The following is a 19,379-nucleotide window of genomic DNA, read 5'->3' on the forward strand; positions in this document are numbered from 1 at the left end:
CATATCAATTAAGTTATATGATTTGCCAAGAACTTGGCGTCTTCTCCAACCCCTAATAATAAGGCGGAACCTCTTCGGTATTGCCATGATAACCCTAGAAAGTAAAGACCCTTTTCTTTTGTTATGCCTCGATCATGAATCACATTATTGTTTTTATCAATTATATTAAGGACTTCAATCCATTCGTAATCATTGTGGTAACCAGTGGCCCAGATGATATTCTCTGGTTGGACTTTCTCGCCATTTTGACAAATTAAACTCTTACCGTCTGCCTTTGAAACTTTTGAAACCTTGTTAACAGCTCCTCTACTTAGCAGTGGTTTTAACTCTTTTCCTATAATTGGATCATTTTTTTTCATAAACTGCCCCAATTTTGAATGGATAGTTGCTTTTGATACTCCAAGCACTTGGAACCACCAAAAAATACTCCTATTCAGTAAGGTATAGGGTAGGAATTTCATTTGTTTACCTACAGATAGATAAACTTCTCTGCTTTCGGCTAACTCCGTTGCAATCTGTACCCCTGAATTACCGGCACCCACTACTAAAGTCATTCCTTCCTTTAATTGAGTTGGATTTTTATAATGAGCTGCATGAATCTGGAAAATGTCTTTTGAGACATCTTTCTCAATATCTGGTACAAAGGGTTTTTGAAAGGGACCAGTTGCAACTACTATATTTTTTGCTACATAATTTCCTTTACTGGTAACGAGGTGAAACTTCTTATTTTCTTTAAATAGATTAATAACTGATGTATTCAGTTGGACTGGAAGATCATAATAACGACTGTAGTTTTCTAAATAATCCGCAATCTCATCTTTGTTAGGGTAACCATGTGGTGGCCCTTCTACATTCATTCCCGGTAGAGCGCTATGAGATCTAGGTGTAAACAAGGTTAAAGAATCGTAACGATGACGCCAAGAGTCCCCAACTCTACTATTAGAGTCTATAATTAAAAATGAAAGAGATTTTTGTTTTAAATAATAGCCAATAGCTAGTCCTGCTTGCCCGGCACCGATTACAATTGTGTTATATGAATTTCCCATTTAACATCCCTCCTTCAACAATAGTAAGTACATTATGCATAGTAGGATGAGTTTATTAGGAAAAGAGGGAAAAGAACGAATTTAATTATGCCACACCTCTAAACCATTATTTAAATACGCGTTTTTACAAGCACTTCTTTGGATTTTCCCACTAGATGTTTTTGGTATACTGCTAGTCTTTAAAAGGTAAATAGTGTATGGCTGAACTTCATGTTCCTCCATTACTTGTTGACGGATGTTCCTTAAAACACTGTCTAAATAACCTTTTAATTCTCTTTCTTTGTGTGGTCTAGGCCTATATTTACGTTCAATTTCGGCAACTATAATCAACTTTTCTTCCCCATTAATATCAACAGAGAACGCAGCACTGGCTCCTGAAATAATAGCTTGATCTGCTTTTTCCACAGTTAATTCAATATCTTGTGGGTAATGGTTTTTCCCTCTTAATACAATGACATCTTTTAGTCTACCTGTTACAAAAAGCTGGCCTTCATGAAAAAATCCTAAATCCCCAGTTCTTAAAAAGCCATTTTCATTTGTGTCTTTTACTATATTATTAAACGCATAATTTGTTTCTTGTTTCCGTCCAAAATATCCTTTTGCTATACTGTCTCCTTTGACCCAAATTTCACCTATTTCATTTGATGCACACTTGGATAAGGAATCAGTATTAACAATTTCTACTTTTTGATTAAGCCAAGTTATACCACAACCAATTAATTTTACTGAATCTTCAGAATTTATGGGTCGCTCTATAGCTTTATTTTCTAAAAGACTTTCTTTGCAAAAGCCTTTGGAGACAGGCTTTGTTAATTTTTCATTACCTGTTATAAATAAAGTTGCCTCAGCCATACCGTAGCACGGAAAAAATTGATTTAGTTTAAAACCACAATCTTTAAAAGCCTGGGCAAACTTTTGAATAGTTTCATACCGCACGGGTTCAGCCCCATTAAAGGCAACTTCCCAACTACTCAAATCAAGCTGCACCTTTTGTTCATCTGTAATCTTTTTTAGACATAAGTCATAAGCAAAATTGGGTCCACCACTAATAGTTGCTTTGTACTTTGAAATAGCACTTAGCCATCGAAAAGGTTTTTGTAAAAAATCCATTGGCGACATAAATACACATTTAGCCCCAAGATATAGTGGTTGTAGAATGTTACCTATTAACCCCATATCATGATACATTGGTAGCCATCCGAGCATGACTGTATCCTCGTTATGCTGACAAGCTGCTTTGATCATGGCTTCATTGTGCAAAATATTACCATGAGTGACCATCACTCCTTTAGGAGAAGATGTAGATCCTGAAGTATATTGTAAAAAAGCTAAAGATTCTTTATCTACCTTTGGTTGTGACCACTGATCCCGATAATCATAAGATATATCGTCAATCGGAATCCACTTTAGATTCATATTTGATAGTTCATCTGAGAAATGAAAACTTATTTTTGAATGCAGTTGAGTAGTTGTCAAGATGATATTAGTAGCTGAATCATCCATAATTGCTTTTAAACGTTCCATATTTCGACTTAACCCGGGAGGGTACACAGGTACGGGTATTACATTCGCATAGATACATCCTAGAAAGGCTTTAACATAGTCTATCCCCGATGGATACATTAAAAGAGCTCGTTGTCCTTCTAAACCTAAATGTTGTAGGTAAGCAGCGATTTGCTTAGCATACATATGAAGTTCTTGATAGGTAATATTAGTTTCATCTTGGTTATCATTAGATAAAAATGTGTAGACTACTTTTTCAGGATGTATCATCACTTTATGTGATAACAAGTCTATCATTGAAGAATAATTACTTTTTGGAATAGTAGGATTGTCTATCAACTTTTCCATGCGGTCTACACCTCTTTTTAGTGTTCTAAAATCACAAAATCAAAAATTCTACTCTCTTTCAAAGGCATTGATGGCGTTTACGCTATGACTAATTGCAGCACCAGCTTTAAGTGCAGCTGCTACAGTCACTGCTTCTAAAATCTCATCCATAGTTCCACCTAGTTTTTTATACTTAGCTACATGAGCTTCAATGCAATATGGACATCCTGTTGTATGAGCCACGGCAATAGCAATCAACTCTTTTGTTTTAGGAGGAATCGTACCCGTATTAAAGACTTCATGTTCAAACTGCATAAATTTTGCTGCAACCTTTGGCGATCTTTCCTTTAATTCACCTAATCTATTTAAATATGATTTTTTATATAAAGTATCGTCTGACATCTTTTATTTCTCCCCTCATTGTTCAAATATAAGTAACTATCATGAAGAATAAAACAAACTACTTTAAAATAATAAAAACTTATTTAATCGTCGGACGATTTTCCCACCCCTTTTTCACAACGGTAAAATTTCACTAAGTCGGAATAGAAGAAAATTAACCTATAATTACCTCTATTTGTAAAAAAATCAGCTACAAATGGATTCTACAAACAATATTTTGGGTTGTCAATTACTTTATTTGAAATTTAAGAATAATTTAATAACTATTTTACAAGACTTTTAGGAGGTAAACTAAAGGCTATTCATTCACTAAGATAAGTACATTATTATGCTTAAAATTATATTAATAAAATCAAAGCAAGACTTATTTCAGGAGGTATTTTTGGGAAGTTTTAAAAAAATAAGTGGACTATAAGATATAAGAAAGTTTAGATGTTTTTTTAGGGCAGATGAATCTTTATTTAAAAGTGAGAAATTCACTATGTATAATATGTCTCTATAACACTCAAATGCTTTTTTGAATGTTAAAACATATGACAACGCTACCATTTTCACCAAAAAAGAATGTTACAAAAAAAATTTTAAAAAATTAAATTTACATTTGGAAATGAAGGTAAAAGATGAGAATGATAGTGTGAGGGATTATATCTATCTGCATTCAAGATCTCTTCTAGAAGTTATCCTAGATATAATCCCATTTTTTATAAAAGCCTAGGTGATGCTAATGTTTTTAAAATTGCTTATTGAAGTAAGTTTGGAACTCTTTACAAGTTAAATTTTATCTTATGCTTCAATTTCAAAACCTGAAGACTGTAATGGACCAATTGTAATTAAGCTAACTAACTGCACTGCCATATGTTTAGGAGAGTAGACTAAATCATTATTAACCCACCATTCTACAGTACCAATCAATGCTGAAGAAATGAAATGTATTAATAATTCTGGAGGAGTTGGAAATTTTTGTTCTTGTAAATTTATTGTGGCGAATTCTTTTCTGAATTTCTCTAGAATAACCCCTTGCATTTTGCCATTAAATCCATGTACCCCTTTTTCACTTAACATAATTTGATAAAAAGTAGCATGGTGGAAAATATTTGTGAATATAGCTTCAATCATTGATTGAAACTCTGATATTTTCACCCTTTTCTTTTGAATGTATATACAAGGGTTAATAATATCTGTTAGTTCCTCAAAAACTTCGTCAATTAATTTATCCACCAAATCTTGCTTATCTACATAGTGAAGATAAAAGGTAGCCCTGTTAATTAATGCATTGTCTGCAATATCCCTAATGGTAATAGATTCATAGCCTTTCTCTTGAATTAAATCAATAAACGATTCTTTAATCATTTTTCGTGTTCGAATAACACGCAAATCTGTTTTCTTTAACATTTTTTCATCACCTGTCTATGATTTCATTTTTAATTAACACTTAGGACTCATGTGTTGTATATATAACAAATAGCGCAATATTGATTATTGAGTATGTGAGAATAAGGAATATAATTACATTGTATATAACAGGGCGTTTCTTATGCAACGCTCTGTCGATAAAAACAAGATGTTCAGGAGGGAGATTACGTGTGCGTATTTAAGAGTTTTTTTTCACAAAAAAGATTTTGGGGGAGCTTACTAGGAATTATCATTGTCGTTATGATTTTCAGTATTGCTTTCATAGGATCAATTGTTAATCCCACTCCGAAGGACTTGCCTGTTGCATTGGTGGTAAATGATAAAGGTGCTGAACTGCCTAATAAGACAAAACTAAATGCTGGTGAGGAATATAGAGAAGCGTTACTAGATAATAAAGATATTCCCTTTAAGTGGTCAGTGATTGACACAAGAGAAGACGCTATCAGTGCAATGAATGAAAAGAAATACTATGCGACTATTGTCATTCCAGAGAGCATGTCTCAACAAATTATGTCACTTCAATCCCCTTCACCACAAAAGCCAGAGATAGAGGTAATTATTAATCAAGGAATGCATTACACGGCTTCTAATACAACAAAACAGGTTATCGATCAATCGCTTTCTAAAATAAATGGTCAAATTCAGGATACAGTTTTTACCCAGTTAGAAGCTAAAAAAGCTACTATTACTCCTTCGCAAGCAAAACTTTTGAGCAGCCCTTTACTTGTGAAGAATGAAACCATTAACGAAGTTGGAGATCACACAGCCAATGGGAATGCTCCTGTTTTATTTACACAGATAATATGGATCGCGGTCATTATTAGTTCTGTTATTCATTTTGTTATTATGAAGAAGGTTACAAATGGCCGTATAAGTACCCGATCTGTTTTAGCTCAATTAGTTGCAGGACTACTATTTGCAACAGCCATTGCTTCTACAGTCCTTTTATTTACTGATAATGTATTAAACGTTAATATATCTGACTTCCAGGCAACATTCTTATTTTTACTTTTTACTGCATTTATGTTTTATTTACTTCAAAACGCTATTTTAAATTGGTTAGGATTAGTAGGGGTTCCACTATTTATCTTACTTTTTCTCTTCTCAATTCCGGTATTAAATTTGCCTCCAGAGTTTCTACCTACAGTAACTCAAGATTGGTTTTATTCATGGGTTCCCTTTAAATATAGCGTAGAAGGTCTACGTAACATCTTCTACTTTGCAGGGCATGCTATCGAAAGCTATTTATTTGTTCTAGGAATGATAGGTGTGGCTTCATTTATAATCATGTCACTTTCTATACTCAAAACAACAAGTAAAGAAAAACCAAGGGTGGCTGTAGAAAAGTAATTTTTATTTATTAATAAAAAAAGACCTTGAGAAGAGCAAGATATATAACTTACTCCTCTCAAGGTCCTATTTGTTTTAATTAATCTTTTGATATCTTTAATTACATGTGAGCTATAAGCCTATACTTGATCTTAAACTTCAGGAGTTGGTGTTGGTTTTTTATAACCACTTTTATATAAGTCTACATATGAAACCTTAGCATATTAATGTGTGAATATAATACAGTAGTAAGTCGCATTGTAACGTAAGAGCCGACCCAAATATTTTGAAAGGAATGTAGCTCCTAGAAGGTGAAAATGAAAGAATGGTCATTCAATCTGTTTTTTCATATCAATTAATTGTTGTAATAAAATCTTTTCTCCTTCTGAGCTTAGCACGATATTACCTAGATACACTTTATTTTTATCACTTACCTTACCAGTGATAGCACAGGGTTTACTTTCACCACATTTTTCGATAATTATTGTTTCATTTTCTATAAACATTTCCACATAACTCTCACTGCCTTTTATCCCTAAGGTTCGTCGTAGTTCACTAGGGAATGTGACACGTCCAAATTTGCCTAGACCCTTAATCAGCCCTATTTTCTTCATTTTCTCACTCCTAATTTAAATTATCTTTCAATTTAATAATGGTTATTAATTAATTGTATTTTGGTGAAAAATTATCTCCGTAAGAGAATTTTTTGCTGGAGTAATTCCCATCTCGAAAATGTATTATATTACCTTATTATCTTTTTCTTTTAATAAAAGTAATATATGAATTTAAACTAATAACAAAGATTTATTAAGCCTCATTTTATGATACAAACTACAGAATTAAACAAAAATCTACATAAAAAACCAATAATATCCATTAAATTATTTATATGTAAAAAATATTTAAATCCATATATGATAACATTAAATGTTTCTATATCTAAATAATGGAGAATAAGCACTTCTTTCTTATCGAATCATTCACAAAAAATAATTTAGAAAATTTTTAATTTTTGTCGTTTTCTGTATGATTATATAGTTCCTAGTATAAATTAAAGATACGATGTCGCTGGAGAAAAATGAAAGCGTTTAATACTAGTTTATCTTTTCTTAGTTCCACTTCAATGGAGTGAAGATATTTATAAACTAACTACAGAAAAAAAGTTGCTCTCATTGTATCCTTATTAATGACTTAAAGGAGTATCACTATCTCTTCGAATTACGCTGATGTATCCACTCCTTTTGAAGCTAAGCAGACTACAATATCTACTATAATCCTTCCCTTATAAAGAAAGGGATTTTGGAGGATGTAATAGTCTTTCTATAATTACTACAACTTATATGAGAGAGGTTAAAAAATGAATCATTTACATCGCAGGATGGGAACTTTTTCTTTAACAATGGTTGGACTAGGTTCAATCATTGGTTCAGGTTGGTTATTCGGGGCATGGAGAGCAGCTCAAATTGCTGGACCTGCTGCTATTATTTCCTGGATTATCGGTATGATTGTTATTTTATTTATTGGACTTTCTTACAGTGAGCTTGGATCTATGTTTCCAGAAGCAGGAGGTATGGTTAAATATACACAATATTCTCATGGATCATTTCTTGGATTTATTGCTGCTTGGGCAAACTGGATTGCTATTGTATCTGTTATCCCAGTTGAAGCTGTTGCATCTGTACAATACATGAGTTCTTGGCCCTGGGAATGGGCAAAGTGGACAAGTAGTTTAGTGAAAAATGGCACGCTTACTTTACCTGGATTAGGCATTGCTTCTGCTTTATTACTTATTTATTTCTTACTAAATTATTGGACAGTAAGTCTCTTTTCCAAAGCAAATTCACTCATCACAATCTTTAAGATAGTGATTCCTGGCTTAACAATTGGATCACTTCTATTTGCCGGTTTTCATAGTGGAAATTTTACGTCTGGAGAAGGCATCGCGCCAAATGGTTGGGCAAGCGTACTGACGGCGGTAGCAACGTCCGGTATTGTATTTGCATTTAATGGTTTTCAAAGCCCTATTAATATGGCTGGAGAAGCAAAGAATCCTGGGCGTTCTATTCCATTAGCTGTAGTAGGATCGATTCTAATTGCTACCGTTATTTATATCTTATTACAGGTGGCATTTATTGGGGCAGTTTCTCCTTCTATGGTTGTTCATGGATGGAGTCACCTTAATTTCAACTCTCCATTTGCTGATTTGGCTATTGCTTTAGGTATTAACTGGCTTGTGATTGTATTGTACGCTGATGCATTTGTTTCTCCTTCTGGAACGGGAATCACCTATACGGCTACTACATCTCGTATGATATACGGTATGGAAAAGAATAAATATTTACCTGGTGTTTTAGGGACATTGCATCCTATTTATGGTGTGCCACGTCAAGCAATGTTTTTCAATTTAGCAGTATCATTCATTTTTTTATTTCTCTTTAGAGGTTGGGGTGTATTAGCTGAAATTATTTCAGTTGCGACATTAATCTCTTATATTACAGGGCCTGTTACAGCTATGACGTTAAGAAGAACGGGGAAAGAATTCTATAGACCATTACGTCTAAAAGGATTAAGTATTATTGCACCACTGGGTTTTATATTTGCGTCATTAACTCTTTACTGGGCGAGATGGCCACTTACAGGACAGGTGTTATTCATTATTATAATGGGTCTTCCTATATACTTTTATTATCAAGCAAAGTTGAAATGGAAGGGATTTCAAAAGAACTTCCTAGCAGGACTTTGGATGGTTACTTACTTATTATGTATGATAGTTATTTCATATTTAGGAAGTGAAAAATTTGGTGGAATAAATGTTATTCCATACGGTTGGGACATGCTGATCATTACATGTTTGTCTCTTGTTTTTTATGTTTGGGCTGTAAAGAGTGGATTTAAGACAGAATACCTCAAGGAAGCCACCAAAGTAAATGAAGAAATGAGATTAAGGGAGAGAACAATAGAATCTCAATTAGATAAAGAAAAAGTTGTATAAAAATTGATTTCTAGTACCAGTATTTTATAAGTATGTGGAGATAGTTGTTATGGTAAAAAATAAGGTAGGAAAGTTAAAGATCTTTACGGTAGACTATTCTATATTAAAAAACAATAAAATAATCAATAATTCTATAGTCATCCAATCCATCAATAATCCAGATGAAATTGTAAGGTTAGCTAAACTAGATATATCTACAAAAGAAAGAGTGTTCATTCAAAATGTAAAGATTTTAAGATTTAAGTCCATCCTATCTCATGGGCATAATTTAGAATAGGAAAACTCGTAAAAAAAGGAATTTACTTATAATAGCAAGAGCTTATTTTAACGATGTTATTGAGATATTTTACTTGTTTTATTAGATGCCTAGGGCATCTTTTTCTCTTTTCTCATATGTTCGAGAGCTATAGGAAAAGTCGAATTCCTATTTATCGTAATGCCACGACAAGCCAAAACAGGAAAAGGCCGAAAAGTTCTCTAAAAAACCCTGTACATTCTTTCGGCCTCTTGTTTCATTTATATAAAAATAGTGAAAGTTGTTATTTTATGGAGGTTTTATATGTCGGATAAAGTGCCATTTTCATTTATAGTAGTTATTGGTTTAATGTTATTTGCTCTATTCTTCGGGGCAGGAAATTTAATTTTCCCACCAATGCTTGGTCAATCAGCAGGAATAAATATTTGGTCAGCTAATGCCGGATTTTTAGTAACCGGAGTTGGGTTACCGTTACTTGGTGTGTTAGCATTTGGTTTTTCAGGGAAAGATGATGTACAGTCACTAGCAAGTCGCGTACACCCTGTGTTTGCTCTTATATTTACAACCGTACTTTATTTAGCGATTGGTCCTTTATTTTCCATACCAAGAGCAGGAACCGTTTCTTTTGAGATAGGCGTCAAACCTTTTTTGGCGGAAGATCTAGACCATATACCTTTATTTATTTTCACCATCATCTTTTTTAGCATCACATGCTTTTTCTCACTAAACCCTGTTAAAACTATCAATATTATCGGAAAATTCCTAACGCCTATTAAGTTAACATTTATTGGAATTCTTGTAGCGATGGCTTTTATTAATCCGATTGGGGATTTTCAGGCACCTACGAAGAACTATAAAATTCACTCATTTTTCAAGGGATTTCAGGAAGGTTATTTAACAATGGATGCTCTTGCAGCTTTTGTTTTTGGAATTATAATTATTAATGCTATTAAGGAAAAAGGCGCAAAAACAAAAAAACACATTATGACTATTTGTGCAAAGGCAACAGGAATTGCTGCGATTATCCTAATAACCATTTATACGGCTCTTTCTTACATGGGTGCTTCAAGTGTAGAAAAACTTGGACACTTAGATAACGGAGGTACTGTTTTGGTAAAAGTCTCGAATTATTATTTTGGAGCTTACGGTGGAATATTATTAGGATTAATGATTACGGTAGCTTGTTTAACAACTAGTGTAGGACTTGTTGCTTCTTGTTCTTCATTCTTTCATAAACTATTTCCAAAGATACCTTATAAAATACTTGCTATTAGTCTATGTGGTTTTAGTGCAATCGTTGCTAACATCGGGTTAACACAGTTAATTGCTATTTCTATACCTCTATTAACAGCTATTTATCCATTAGCTATTGTATTGATATTCTTAACTTTTTTTCATCCTTTATTTAAAGGAAAAACTGAAGTTTATCAAGGGAGCTTACTTTTGACATTTATTATTAGTCTATTTGATGGATTAAATACGGGCGGTATTCACATTTCATCTATTAATAGTTTCTTTATTAGAGTTCTCCCTATGTACAAAGTAGGACTAGGTTGGATTGTTCCAGCTATTATTGGAGGATTAATAGGTTTTAGCATAGTACAAGGAAAAACCCTTCTTAATTACAGGTCATCTAGACTGAATAAATAATAAATATTCTGATGCAAAGGTTACATCCATTTGAAAATAGGAGAAACTCGTCAAAAAGGAAGCTTTGTTCTTATTGAGCAAAGCTCCCTTTTTGACGAGTTTCTTCTGTCTTGAATGGGGTTCATTTTGTCTTAAAGCAAATCTCAGCATCTAGTTTATTAGATAACTTTTTAAATCCTCAAATGAGTGCTTATATTTGAACATTTTATAAAGACTGTGATATGTTCTACATATACATACTATATATGCAGTAAGAAATGAGGTATTTACATATGAAAAAAGCTGAATTAATCGATGCAGTTGCAACAAAATCAGAACTAACGAAACAAGATACTAAAAAAGCTGTAGATGCATTGTTTGAAACGATTTCTAATACACTTGCTAATGAAGAAAAAATTCAATTGATTGGATTCGGTACATTTGAAGTACGTGAACGTGCAGCTCGTACTGGACGTAATCCCCAAACTGGTGAAGAAATGACGATTCCAGCTTCAAAAGTTCCTGCGTTTAAACCCGGAAAAGAATTAAAAGAAGCTCTTAAATAAGTATAGGATGAATACTTTTCAGAAAGCCTCAAGGTTATTCCTTGGAGCTTTCTTTCATTTTTGACATCAAAATAAGCAAAGTTAAACTTAAAAGCTTACTTCGTTGATCCTGACGCTCCATAATCTTTAATCCTTAATTTCACATCGTAGTTAATCGGAACTCCACTAAATGTTTGATCCCAATTCTCTTTAGCCCTCATCCATACTCTAGGATGCTTAATTCTCAATCGATTTCCGAAACCCGCAACATCGACTCGATATTCTTTTTGCATTTTTTCTAGTACGTTTTTTACCAGGTACTTTACTTTTTTTTCTGAAGTTTTTTGTGCGTTCTGCAAAAATTGATTGTTAAAAGTGCTCCCTGAGGTCACCCAACTTTCAGATAGCCTTCCCACTGATTCAACGTGTACATCAAAAGAGATATTATTTCCTTTCACATAGGGTTGAATGTGACTTTTCATAGACTCTATTTCATATACGATCAGCTGACCGGTCTTTTTATCAAAGCTTTTTACTAGGCCACCTTTTCCTTTACCTGTGATCCAAGTCAGACCATCCAGTTCTTCCTCATTCAAAAAACCAATCATTTTGTTTGTTTTTCCTTTAATTATACCTGCACCTTCAAATTTGATTTCTCCATTTGCTGATACTACATTTTGCAACAGAAAACTAGATTGTGATTGGATCTTGCTCTCTAGTTTAATAAGCGACATAGGAGGTAAAATTCTCGTTGTTCGATAGGCATTTTCCACCATTGCAGACAAACGAAATGCTGGGATCTCTCCTGCTGTTTTTGATTCGAGTGTGTCGCTTGCTCTCCCTTTACTAATAAACATTAGACAACTTGGTCTAAAATCATTGTCACGAAGACTTTGATCCACTAATTGTTCCAAACTATACGATCGTGCAAGGGCCTCGCCGATAACCATCACTTTCATATGGGGACTAGTTAAAGGAGTATCACTTCTTAAAGATAATTCACGAATCATTTGAAAAGCAGAATCTCCTGTTTCAGACACATTTACATAAGATTTCTGTTGAGGACCTCCTTGTTTAGTGGTTGAACTTGCCACTTGTGGGGTGATAAGTTGATAGGTTGACGTAATCAGGTTCTTTCTCGCATATCCCCCTCCTTGTTCATCAAATTCTTTTTCAATCATGGACTCCTTCCCCTTATCAAGCGCCACACCTACCCCTAAACTTCTTTCTTCAATTTCATGACTACTCCAGCAGCCCATCAGAGGAACGAGCAAAAAAACAGAAAGTAAAACCAATAAGAACTGTATGTGATTAAAGTTGTGTTTCATACTTTCTCCCCTTTACTTTTGAAATGATGAGAAGAAGCAGTGGCAAAAAGCCAAATAAAACTAAGGCAGCGTTGCCAACCATATCCCCTACTTTAAATACATCATTGATGTTTTTGGGGATCATGGAAATGAGATAAATAACGGGAAGCACGCCATACATAAATGGATGAATGTTCTTTTGGAAAAGTTGAGATAGTCCTAATGAAGCAGCGTAATGGTTAACAGTAAAAGAAGTAAACATTTGCATAATCCATACCACCAGCAACAGAGAATCAAATCGTTCAAAAATCAAACCAGTCAGCTCAAAACTTCGTATCAAATCAAGTGTGGGCCATGTTCTTGTAACTACTCCATCAACTGATAACGCTCCGATCACCATTACAACAGTAATCACATAAATGAATAAAGGAATAGTAATTCCAACTAGTACAGCTTTTCCTGCTTTGTGTGGTTCTTTCATAAAAGCTAAAATGATTAACATGATTTCAGGACCCGTGAATGCAAGAGCAGTTGTTTTTATGCCTTTTAGCACCGGAGTGATACCTGAACCTAGTACCGGGCGCAGATTGTCTACTTCAAATATTTTGATACTCATAAAGGCAACAAGTAAAAAAAGAATAACCGTAATAGGTAATATAATCTCAAATAGACGAGCAATTGGATTTATCCCCCCTCTGATTAGGTAGAGACTTGCCCACATAAAGGGCATAATAATAGCCCATTTAGGGGTTCCTTCCAACAATAGATATCCTGTTACTTCTGCCAATGAACGGGCATGAAACCCACCAAGTACTAAAAAATAACCTATTATGAAGAAACTAAATAACTTGCCCATCCATTTCCCTACAATTTCTTGACTGTATTGATAAAACGTTTTTTTAGGAAATTTTCGACTTAATTTCACCATAATTACTCCTGCTATCATGGCAATTATTCCGCCTAAAATAACACTTAACCAAACATCTGGTGTTTTTACTTGTTCCGTCACTGTCCTGGGCAAAGTAAGAATTCCTGTTCCAAGTATAAAATTGATAACAACCACGGTTGCTTGAGGTGTCGTAATACGATCGTTTGAATTGAGCATTATCCACAGTTCACTTCCTTTCATCATAAGCTACCCTTTTCGTAAGGCTGTTTCAATTGGGATTCTGCTGAAAAATCAGCCATCAATGATGACAAAGTATGTTTATCAATAAGATCTCTATCTGATAGTCCTTCAACGAAGACTGCATGCTTGAATGCCGGTACGTCCTATAATAAACTCCCTAAAATGAACGTTAGAATTATGACCAATTTCTTCCAAACCCTTTACATTTGAATTGAAATCACGTGTAAATGGATTAGCTGAATTTTTAGATACAGATTCTTGTTTGTTTTCAATTTCATCACTCTTCCTCTGAAGTACGAATCCAATTAAACAATCTAGAGATTATATATGGAATAAAAAATGCTATTAACGCTTGTATAAAAACTTGCCACTCTGGAAGATAGGAAACCATTGATTTCCCCATACTAATCACCCTATTTACCTTTATATTAAGAAGGGGCTAGACACAAACACCCTTAAAATATCGTTATTTACTCCATAAGAAATTCTTTTATTTACCAGGTAGTATTATTCTTCTATTTATTTCTTATACAAAGGGAAGTTAATCTGATTTGAATATAGGAGAAATTTATGAAAAGAAGCCTTTGCTCTTGTTGAGCAAAGGCTTCTTTTGACGAGTTTCTTCTATGTTATATTGTTTTTATTAAGAGACAGATTTTAATTTCTCTGTTAAACGTAAAAAAGCTTCTTTATCTTTATTCTTTAAGGAGTGATCAATTTTCTCGAGGATTTTACTTCTTTTAAAGTCATTCATCATTTGATCCAAAAACAATTCAGCCAACATTTCATCACGCAAATTTGGATCAACCGAATCCATTCCGTTAAGTACATTATTTCCCATAAAACGTCAACCCCTTTATCTTTTCTCTTTTGCAAACAGTATTCCCTTTTGCGCTCTTTTTATGCAAGGTTGATAGATGAAGTGAGACATAGAATAATATGTAATATGCATGATTACACTCCTATATTAATTTTAGATATTTTTTAGATATCTTCAATTGGATATAACAACATAATTAATAGATAATTGCTTAAAGAGAAATGATAGTGATGATCAATTCATTATATTTATCAGAGAAAAGATAAAAATTAGCTTTTGAAGATAAACGTTTTATTAATTACACTTATTGACGACACATAGAGATTTAATCTCTTCTCATATACCACTCTACCCTCTATTTATCTTTTAAGAAATTGTTTTATTCACTTTATCTTAATGTAAAATTTATAAGTATTTATCATTAAGGCATTTTTAATAAGTTAAGTTAATTTAAAAATATAAAATCAATTTATTTTATGTAAAGAAGTAAATATATAAACTACCTTATAAAAATAATAGTTTTACTATTTACTCTACCTGACGACAAATATGAAGTTTTTCTACAATAAAAATAATGTTTAAAGTTTTTTAAAATAAAATACTTTAAACATTATTTTTATTGATTAACTTTAGATTATAGTAATCAGTTTTTGTTTTTTTTCTATTATTGGTAAGATATATGTTCTGTATAAATTTAACAAAATATAGTTAAGAGCTCCTAAAAGCTGCTAAATACTCATATCTAAAGATTTCGTTTTAGTTCATGGGCTTATGAATTTCCTGCCAAGTATTATATAAACTCTCCTTATTTGAATAAATCTTATTAGTTTCTAAATTCATATTTACTCCATCCATAATATATCTGGGTATTATGTGAAAGTGAAGATGATTTACATCTTGATCTGCTTGATCTCCATTATCTTGAACTATTGAAAAATCCTTACATATTCCCGATTGAACAAGCATATTTGATACTTTTATTAAGGAATCCATTAAATGACTTGATAGCTTTTGATCTTTTATAAGGTTTAATCTTTCTATATGTTTGTTAGGAATAAGGAGGGTATGACCCTTTGTAATCGGATTTATATCAAGAAAGGAAGTTACATATTCATCTTGAAAGATAATATGAGCACTACTTTTTTTGTTCACTATGTTACAGAATATACATTCTTTCAAAATTCCCACCTACACTTTACTAAGATTTCCTTTTTTTCTAACATTTTTCTCACAACATATAAAGAAAAGAACTCCTAAAATAAAGATTAATACGGATGATATAGTAAACAAGCCATATTCAAAAAAGGCTATATGTTTACTTAGTATGCTTTTCTTTAATAAGACAGAGCTAGAGTATATAGGTATCAAGGTAAGAAAGACATTATTATTAGCAGGTAAAGAAATAGTTGCTAAAAGTATATATTGTAAGATTGGTATGATATCTTGAATCCTTTTATACATAATGGAGAACCCCGCCAATATAAATCCAACACCATACATACCTACTACTGCTATAAATAGGATGATAATTGTTTGTAAATTAAATAAAATATCAGGTCTAGTTGTAATCATTATTAATACTAACAGCATTATAGTCCTAAGTGAGTTCACGAGATTTCCAGCTATTATTTTGGATAAAAGTATTCCCCAAAAAGGGTAAGGAGATAACCACCATTGCTCAATAGTTCCCCTAGATGATTCATTTACAATAACCCATCCAGGATCGGTTATTACTGAAAGAGAAAAATACCAAAATACATAACTTATAATAAAAGTAGATCTTGCATTGTCATTTGCTTGTACAATATTGTTAAATAACATATATAATGCAAAGAAAAGTAAAAAGGAATTTAAAACAGTAAACAGCATACCTATTTTACGATTATTAATTAAATGTACTTCTTTTATAATATTCCCTTTTATAACTTCTATCATATTACTTCCTCATTAGACCAAAACTTTTTATAAGCATCTTCTAATTTAGGAACATTGGTGCTTATACTTTCAATATATTCTAAGCTTAAATATTTTAAGTAATCATATAACTTTAAATCAGTACAGTAAGGGAGTACTATTTCATTTTTTTCGATTGAAATTTTATGTTCCCTTTTTAATGACATTATATTAGCTATATCAAATTCTGGGATTTTCTGATTATACTTCAACGTATATATTGTAGGAGCATATTTTGTTAGAAATACATTGGGCTTATTGTCAAATAACACTTTACCTTTGTGAAGAACTATTAATTTATCAGAAAGTCTCTGTAATAAGTCAAGCTGGTGAGAAGTTATAAGGACGATTTTCCCTTCTAACTTTGCTTGAACAATAAGCTTTTCAAATTCCTCTATTGAGAAAACATCTAATCCCAATGTAGGTTCATCTAATAAAATAATTGTACTCGGGAGTACAAAATTTAAAATGATTGAAACTTTTTGCTGCATGCCACGTGAAAGTTTGTATACCGGCTTTTGAGCATATTCATATAGATTAAACGCTTTTAAATAGTTATCTACATTATTATGTGTGGAGGTTGAGTATTTAAAGCCCCTTAGCCTGTAGAAATATTGAATATTCTGGTATAGGCTTAATTCCGAATAAAAGTTTTTATTTCCTTCAAATAATAATGACATTTTTTTTAAGTGTTTTTTATTTCTTTTCTTATTATAAATTTCGACTGTCCCTGAGTCTTGTAATATTAAACCTGTAATAATTTTCATTAGAGTTGTCTTTCCAGCTCCATTATGTCCAACTATGCTTACAATTTCTCCTTCTTTAAATTGTAAAGAAATATCTTCTATTACCGTTTTATTATCAAAAGTTTTATTTATATTCTTTAAGGTTAACATTTAGTTACTCCTTATCATTTAATAAAAAAACCTACCTTTAATAAATTACAAAAGATAGGTTTTTAATAATTTTTAAATTTATGCTTTAGTGTCTAGTTGTAGAGTTTCGTTTTTAGAAGTAAGCTCTTTATATAGTGTATTATCAGGTAAATTATTTAGCTTAAATGCCTTTTTTCTATCCTGACAAGGTGCACAAGATCCACAATGAATAGAACTGTTTGTAGCGCAACTCCAAGTTTCATCAAGACGTATTCCAAAATCATGTCCAATTTTTAGAACTTCTGCTTTTGTTTTATCTAAGAAAGGAGTATGAACAGTAAATTCCTTTCCAAGGTCAATTGAGATAGCCTTCGAAATTAATTGAAAAAATTCTTTGTTATTTTCTCTAAAAATAGTATCGTCCTTATGAACAGCGTAGAATAGATGACTAGCACCAATTTCTGCCGCGTAAGAAGCTGCTAAAGAGATTGCAACACCAGCACCAAACGCTTTTATAGGTGCATCATTTGTTGCTGCTTTTCTAAGTATATGGATAGGGTCTTCATCGCCCATATAAAAATCTTTCATAACCTTTTCAAAGCTAACAAATTTATGAGGAACATTTAGTTCACTTGTAAAATATTGTGCAGTCCTTTTTTCAGCCTCTCCTTCTTCTTCACCAAAGTTAAAAGTTAAAGTATTTAAGTCATACCCCTTTTCCTTAATCCAATAAGCTAGTGTAGTAGAGTCTGGTCCACCTGAGAATAAAAGAACAGCTTTTTCCATAACATCATCTCCCTTTGTATATTACAACCATTATTTTACTTATTATTTTCCTAAAAATAAACTATTTTTAGAATATTTTGTAATTTTTAAAACTATAGTCCTGCTTGTAATTTATTCCCCACTAACTTTTATATAGTATTATTATGAATTTTCTAATTACTGTTGCACTTATTGGATATGAAGGTACGAAAATAGTTTAAATTTATGACTGGGACGTTATTTCTTTCCTAACATAATCCTCAAAAAGAAAACACATAATTTCTTTTTGGGGTAGTTTTAGCTTCCTTTCGTATGGTAACCCTTGAATTTATATCCATATACACTCGCAAGATTAACGAAGCTTTTATAGGAATACGTAATGGCAACCGGTGTGCCCACTTGGACTTTATCATAAAGTTTTTCGATGTCTACATTATGCATTCTCACGCAACCTTGACTCACGTATTTTCCAATGCTATTTTCATTGTTATTGCCGTGAATGCCGTATGTATCACCATACGTACCGTTTGCATTTAGTCCTAACCAACGTTTTCCTAACGGATTGCGAGGATCGCCCCCAGGAATATGTCCTGTATAGTAAGGGCGGTTTTTAATTTTGTTTACCACTTTAAAAAACCCAACAGGTGTTTTATCCCACGTTTTCCCCGTTGCTACTGGATTAACGATTTCAATATAACCATTATGAAAATAGGCAAGCTTGTTGTAGTATTTGTTAATGATGATTAAATCTTGATTGGCTGGTTTGCTTGCTGCTTCTATTTCCCCCTGATTTACTCCACATAATGCCACCATTAATAACGTAAGAACGGTCATTGATTTCATAAGAATGTTCTTCATAAAAACTCTCCTCTTTTTTTATATTTTTATAAGAAACGAAAAAAGCACCTTCCAATTAGAAAGGTGCTTTCTCGTCACAATCATTCATAAATAAAAATCTAGTTACTAGTTAATCGATGATTTTGACATGCAGAGAAACGCTCTCTGACCAAACTAACTTTTGTTTTGCGTATAACTACTCATTCGATGCAAATTTCAGCGCCTATTTAGAGCAAGAAAAAACAGACCTT

General features: G+C 32.6%; 18 protein-coding genes. 5 read left to right on the top strand and 13 right to left on the bottom strand.

Translation table 11 applies throughout. The features are described from left to right. Positions 1-8 precede the first annotated feature (8 nt). The 4 genes from ACFX40_RS23925 to ACFX40_RS23940 all read right to left on the bottom strand — a co-directional run bounded on the left by ACFX40_RS23925 (position 9) and on the right by ACFX40_RS23940 (position 4,670). On the bottom strand, positions 9-1,046 hold the full coding sequence (locus ACFX40_RS23925; protein ID WP_377256620.1) for a flavin-containing monooxygenase: 1,038 nt from the start codon (positions 1,044-1,046) through the stop codon (positions 9-11). An 81-nt stretch (positions 1,047-1,127) separates the two neighbouring features. After that, positions 1,128-2,897, bottom strand: a complete 1,770-nt coding sequence (locus tag ACFX40_RS23930) for a fatty acyl-AMP ligase (RefSeq protein WP_377256623.1) — start codon at positions 2,895-2,897, stop codon at positions 1,128-1,130. A 48-nt stretch (positions 2,898-2,945) separates the two neighbouring features. Further along, positions 2,946-3,278 (bottom strand): carboxymuconolactone decarboxylase family protein, encoded by a 333-nt coding sequence (locus ACFX40_RS23935; protein WP_043980830.1) that lies wholly within the window; start codon positions 3,276-3,278, stop codon positions 2,946-2,948. Between the two features lie 783 nt (positions 3,279-4,061). Then, positions 4,062-4,670 carry a TetR/AcrR family transcriptional regulator gene (locus ACFX40_RS23940; RefSeq protein WP_377256626.1) on the bottom strand — a complete coding sequence of 203 codons (609 nt, stop codon included), beginning with the start codon at positions 4,668-4,670 and terminating at the stop codon, positions 4,062-4,064. Between the two features lie 189 nt (positions 4,671-4,859). On the opposite strand from ACFX40_RS23940, the gene ACFX40_RS23945 reads away from it, so the two are divergent. Next, positions 4,860-6,041 (top strand): YhgE/Pip domain-containing protein, encoded by a 1,182-nt coding sequence (locus ACFX40_RS23945; protein ID WP_377256629.1) that lies wholly within the window; start codon positions 4,860-4,862, stop codon positions 6,039-6,041. A 308-nt stretch (positions 6,042-6,349) separates the two neighbouring features. Here the strand turns inward: ACFX40_RS23945 and ACFX40_RS23950 are convergent, their stop codons facing one another. After that, positions 6,350-6,634: an AbrB/MazE/SpoVT family DNA-binding domain-containing protein gene (locus ACFX40_RS23950; protein ID WP_043980836.1), complete on the bottom strand. Its 285-nt coding sequence runs from the start codon at positions 6,632-6,634 to the stop codon at positions 6,350-6,352. Positions 6,635-7,377: 743 nt separating this feature from the next. On the opposite strand from ACFX40_RS23950, the gene ACFX40_RS23955 reads away from it, so the two are divergent. The 4 genes from ACFX40_RS23955 to ACFX40_RS23970 all read left to right on the top strand — a co-directional run bounded on the left by ACFX40_RS23955 (position 7,378) and on the right by ACFX40_RS23970 (position 11,463). Beyond that, complete coding sequence (locus ACFX40_RS23955; protein ID WP_377256632.1) at positions 7,378-9,012, top strand: glutamate/serine transporter AimA; 1,635 nt, start codon at positions 7,378-7,380, stop codon at positions 9,010-9,012. A gap of 49 nt (positions 9,013-9,061) precedes the next feature. Then, a complete protein-coding gene (locus ACFX40_RS23960) occupies positions 9,062-9,289 on the top strand; it encodes a hypothetical protein (RefSeq protein WP_043980840.1) in 228 nt (75 codons plus the stop codon). Between the two features lie 282 nt (positions 9,290-9,571). Then, positions 9,572-10,918, top strand: a complete 1,347-nt coding sequence (gene brnQ / locus ACFX40_RS23965) for a branched-chain amino acid transport system II carrier protein (RefSeq protein ID WP_098525976.1) — start codon at positions 9,572-9,574, stop codon at positions 10,916-10,918. Positions 10,919-11,190: 272 nt separating this feature from the next. After that, positions 11,191-11,463, top strand: a complete 273-nt coding sequence (locus tag ACFX40_RS23970) for an HU family DNA-binding protein (protein WP_013083575.1) — start codon at positions 11,191-11,193, stop codon at positions 11,461-11,463. 95 nt (positions 11,464-11,558) lie between these two features. Here ACFX40_RS23970 and ACFX40_RS23975 read toward each other — a convergent pair whose 3' ends face one another. The 8 genes from ACFX40_RS23975 to ACFX40_RS24010 all read right to left on the bottom strand — a co-directional run bounded on the left by ACFX40_RS23975 (position 11,559) and on the right by ACFX40_RS24010 (position 19,149). Beyond that, positions 11,559-12,770: a Ger(x)C family spore germination protein gene (locus ACFX40_RS23975; protein WP_377256636.1), complete on the bottom strand. Its 1,212-nt coding sequence runs from the start codon at positions 12,768-12,770 to the stop codon at positions 11,559-11,561. Beyond that, positions 12,754-13,881 carry a spore germination protein gene (locus ACFX40_RS23980; RefSeq protein ID WP_377256639.1) on the bottom strand — a complete coding sequence of 376 codons (1,128 nt, stop codon included), beginning with the start codon at positions 13,879-13,881 and terminating at the stop codon, positions 12,754-12,756. The genes ACFX40_RS23975 and ACFX40_RS23980 overlap by 17 nt, the downstream gene beginning before the upstream one ends. Positions 13,882-14,521: 640 nt before the next feature. Further along, positions 14,522-14,719, bottom strand: coding sequence for an IDEAL domain-containing protein (locus tag ACFX40_RS23985; RefSeq protein WP_098525980.1), 198 nt, complete (start codon positions 14,717-14,719; stop codon positions 14,522-14,524). 735 nt (positions 14,720-15,454) lie between these two features. Then, positions 15,455-15,877, bottom strand: a complete 423-nt coding sequence (locus ACFX40_RS23990; protein WP_377256642.1) for an HIT family protein — start codon at positions 15,875-15,877, stop codon at positions 15,455-15,457. A gap of 9 nt (positions 15,878-15,886) precedes the next feature. After that, positions 15,887-16,633: a hypothetical protein gene (locus tag ACFX40_RS23995; RefSeq protein ID WP_377256645.1), complete on the bottom strand. Its 747-nt coding sequence runs from the start codon at positions 16,631-16,633 to the stop codon at positions 15,887-15,889. Further along, a complete protein-coding gene (locus tag ACFX40_RS24000; protein WP_377256647.1) occupies positions 16,630-17,547 on the bottom strand; it encodes an ABC transporter ATP-binding protein in 918 nt (305 codons plus the stop codon). The genes ACFX40_RS23995 and ACFX40_RS24000 overlap by 4 nt, the downstream gene beginning before the upstream one ends. A gap of 78 nt (positions 17,548-17,625) precedes the next feature. Next, on the bottom strand, positions 17,626-18,312 hold the full coding sequence (locus tag ACFX40_RS24005; protein ID WP_377256649.1) for a 7-cyano-7-deazaguanine synthase: 687 nt from the start codon (positions 18,310-18,312) through the stop codon (positions 17,626-17,628). Positions 18,313-18,588: 276 nt separating this feature from the next. After that, positions 18,589-19,149 (bottom strand): L,D-transpeptidase, encoded by a 561-nt coding sequence (locus ACFX40_RS24010; RefSeq protein ID WP_377256652.1) that lies wholly within the window; start codon positions 19,147-19,149, stop codon positions 18,589-18,591. Positions 19,150-19,379: the final 230 nt, after the last annotated feature.

The organism is Priestia sp. YIM B13552 (assembly GCF_042787775.1).
Taxonomy (GTDB): Bacteria; Bacillota; Bacilli; order Bacillales; family Bacillaceae_H; genus Priestia; species Priestia megaterium_E.

Coding starts and splice junctions, on each gene's coding strand:
- ACFX40_RS23940 (WP_377256626.1), bottom strand. CDS start 4,670: ATGTTAAAGAAAACAGATTTGCGTGTTATTCGAACACGAAAAATGATT.
- ACFX40_RS23935 (WP_043980830.1), bottom strand. CDS start 3,278: ATGTCAGACGATACTTTATATAAAAAATCATATTTAAATAGATTAGGT.
- ACFX40_RS23975 (WP_377256636.1), bottom strand. CDS start 12,770: ATGAAACACAACTTTAATCACATACAGTTCTTATTGGTTTTACTTTCT.
- ACFX40_RS23980 (WP_377256639.1), bottom strand. CDS start 13,881: ATGATGAAAGGAAGTGAACTGTGGATAATGCTCAATTCAAACGATCGT.
- brnQ (WP_098525976.1), top strand. CDS start 9,572: ATGTCGGATAAAGTGCCATTTTCATTTATAGTAGTTATTGGTTTAATG.
- ACFX40_RS23995 (WP_377256645.1), bottom strand. CDS start 16,633: ATGATAGAAGTTATAAAAGGGAATATTATAAAAGAAGTACATTTAATT.
- ACFX40_RS24000 (WP_377256647.1), bottom strand. CDS start 17,547: ATGTTAACCTTAAAGAATATAAATAAAACTTTTGATAATAAAACGGTA.
- ACFX40_RS24010 (WP_377256652.1), bottom strand. CDS start 19,149: ATGAAGAACATTCTTATGAAATCAATGACCGTTCTTACGTTATTAATG.
- ACFX40_RS23950 (WP_043980836.1), bottom strand. CDS start 6,634: ATGAAGAAAATAGGGCTGATTAAGGGTCTAGGCAAATTTGGACGTGTC.
- ACFX40_RS23955 (WP_377256632.1), top strand. CDS start 7,378: ATGAATCATTTACATCGCAGGATGGGAACTTTTTCTTTAACAATGGTT.
- ACFX40_RS23970 (WP_013083575.1), top strand. CDS start 11,191: ATGAAAAAAGCTGAATTAATCGATGCAGTTGCAACAAAATCAGAACTA.
- ACFX40_RS23930 (WP_377256623.1), bottom strand. CDS start 2,897: ATGGAAAAGTTGATAGACAATCCTACTATTCCAAAAAGTAATTATTCT.
- ACFX40_RS23985 (WP_098525980.1), bottom strand. CDS start 14,719: ATGGGAAATAATGTACTTAACGGAATGGATTCGGTTGATCCAAATTTG.
- ACFX40_RS23925 (WP_377256620.1), bottom strand. CDS start 1,046: ATGGGAAATTCATATAACACAATTGTAATCGGTGCCGGGCAAGCAGGA.
- ACFX40_RS24005 (WP_377256649.1), bottom strand. CDS start 18,312: ATGGAAAAAGCTGTTCTTTTATTCTCAGGTGGACCAGACTCTACTACA.
- ACFX40_RS23960 (WP_043980840.1), top strand. CDS start 9,062: ATGGTAAAAAATAAGGTAGGAAAGTTAAAGATCTTTACGGTAGACTAT.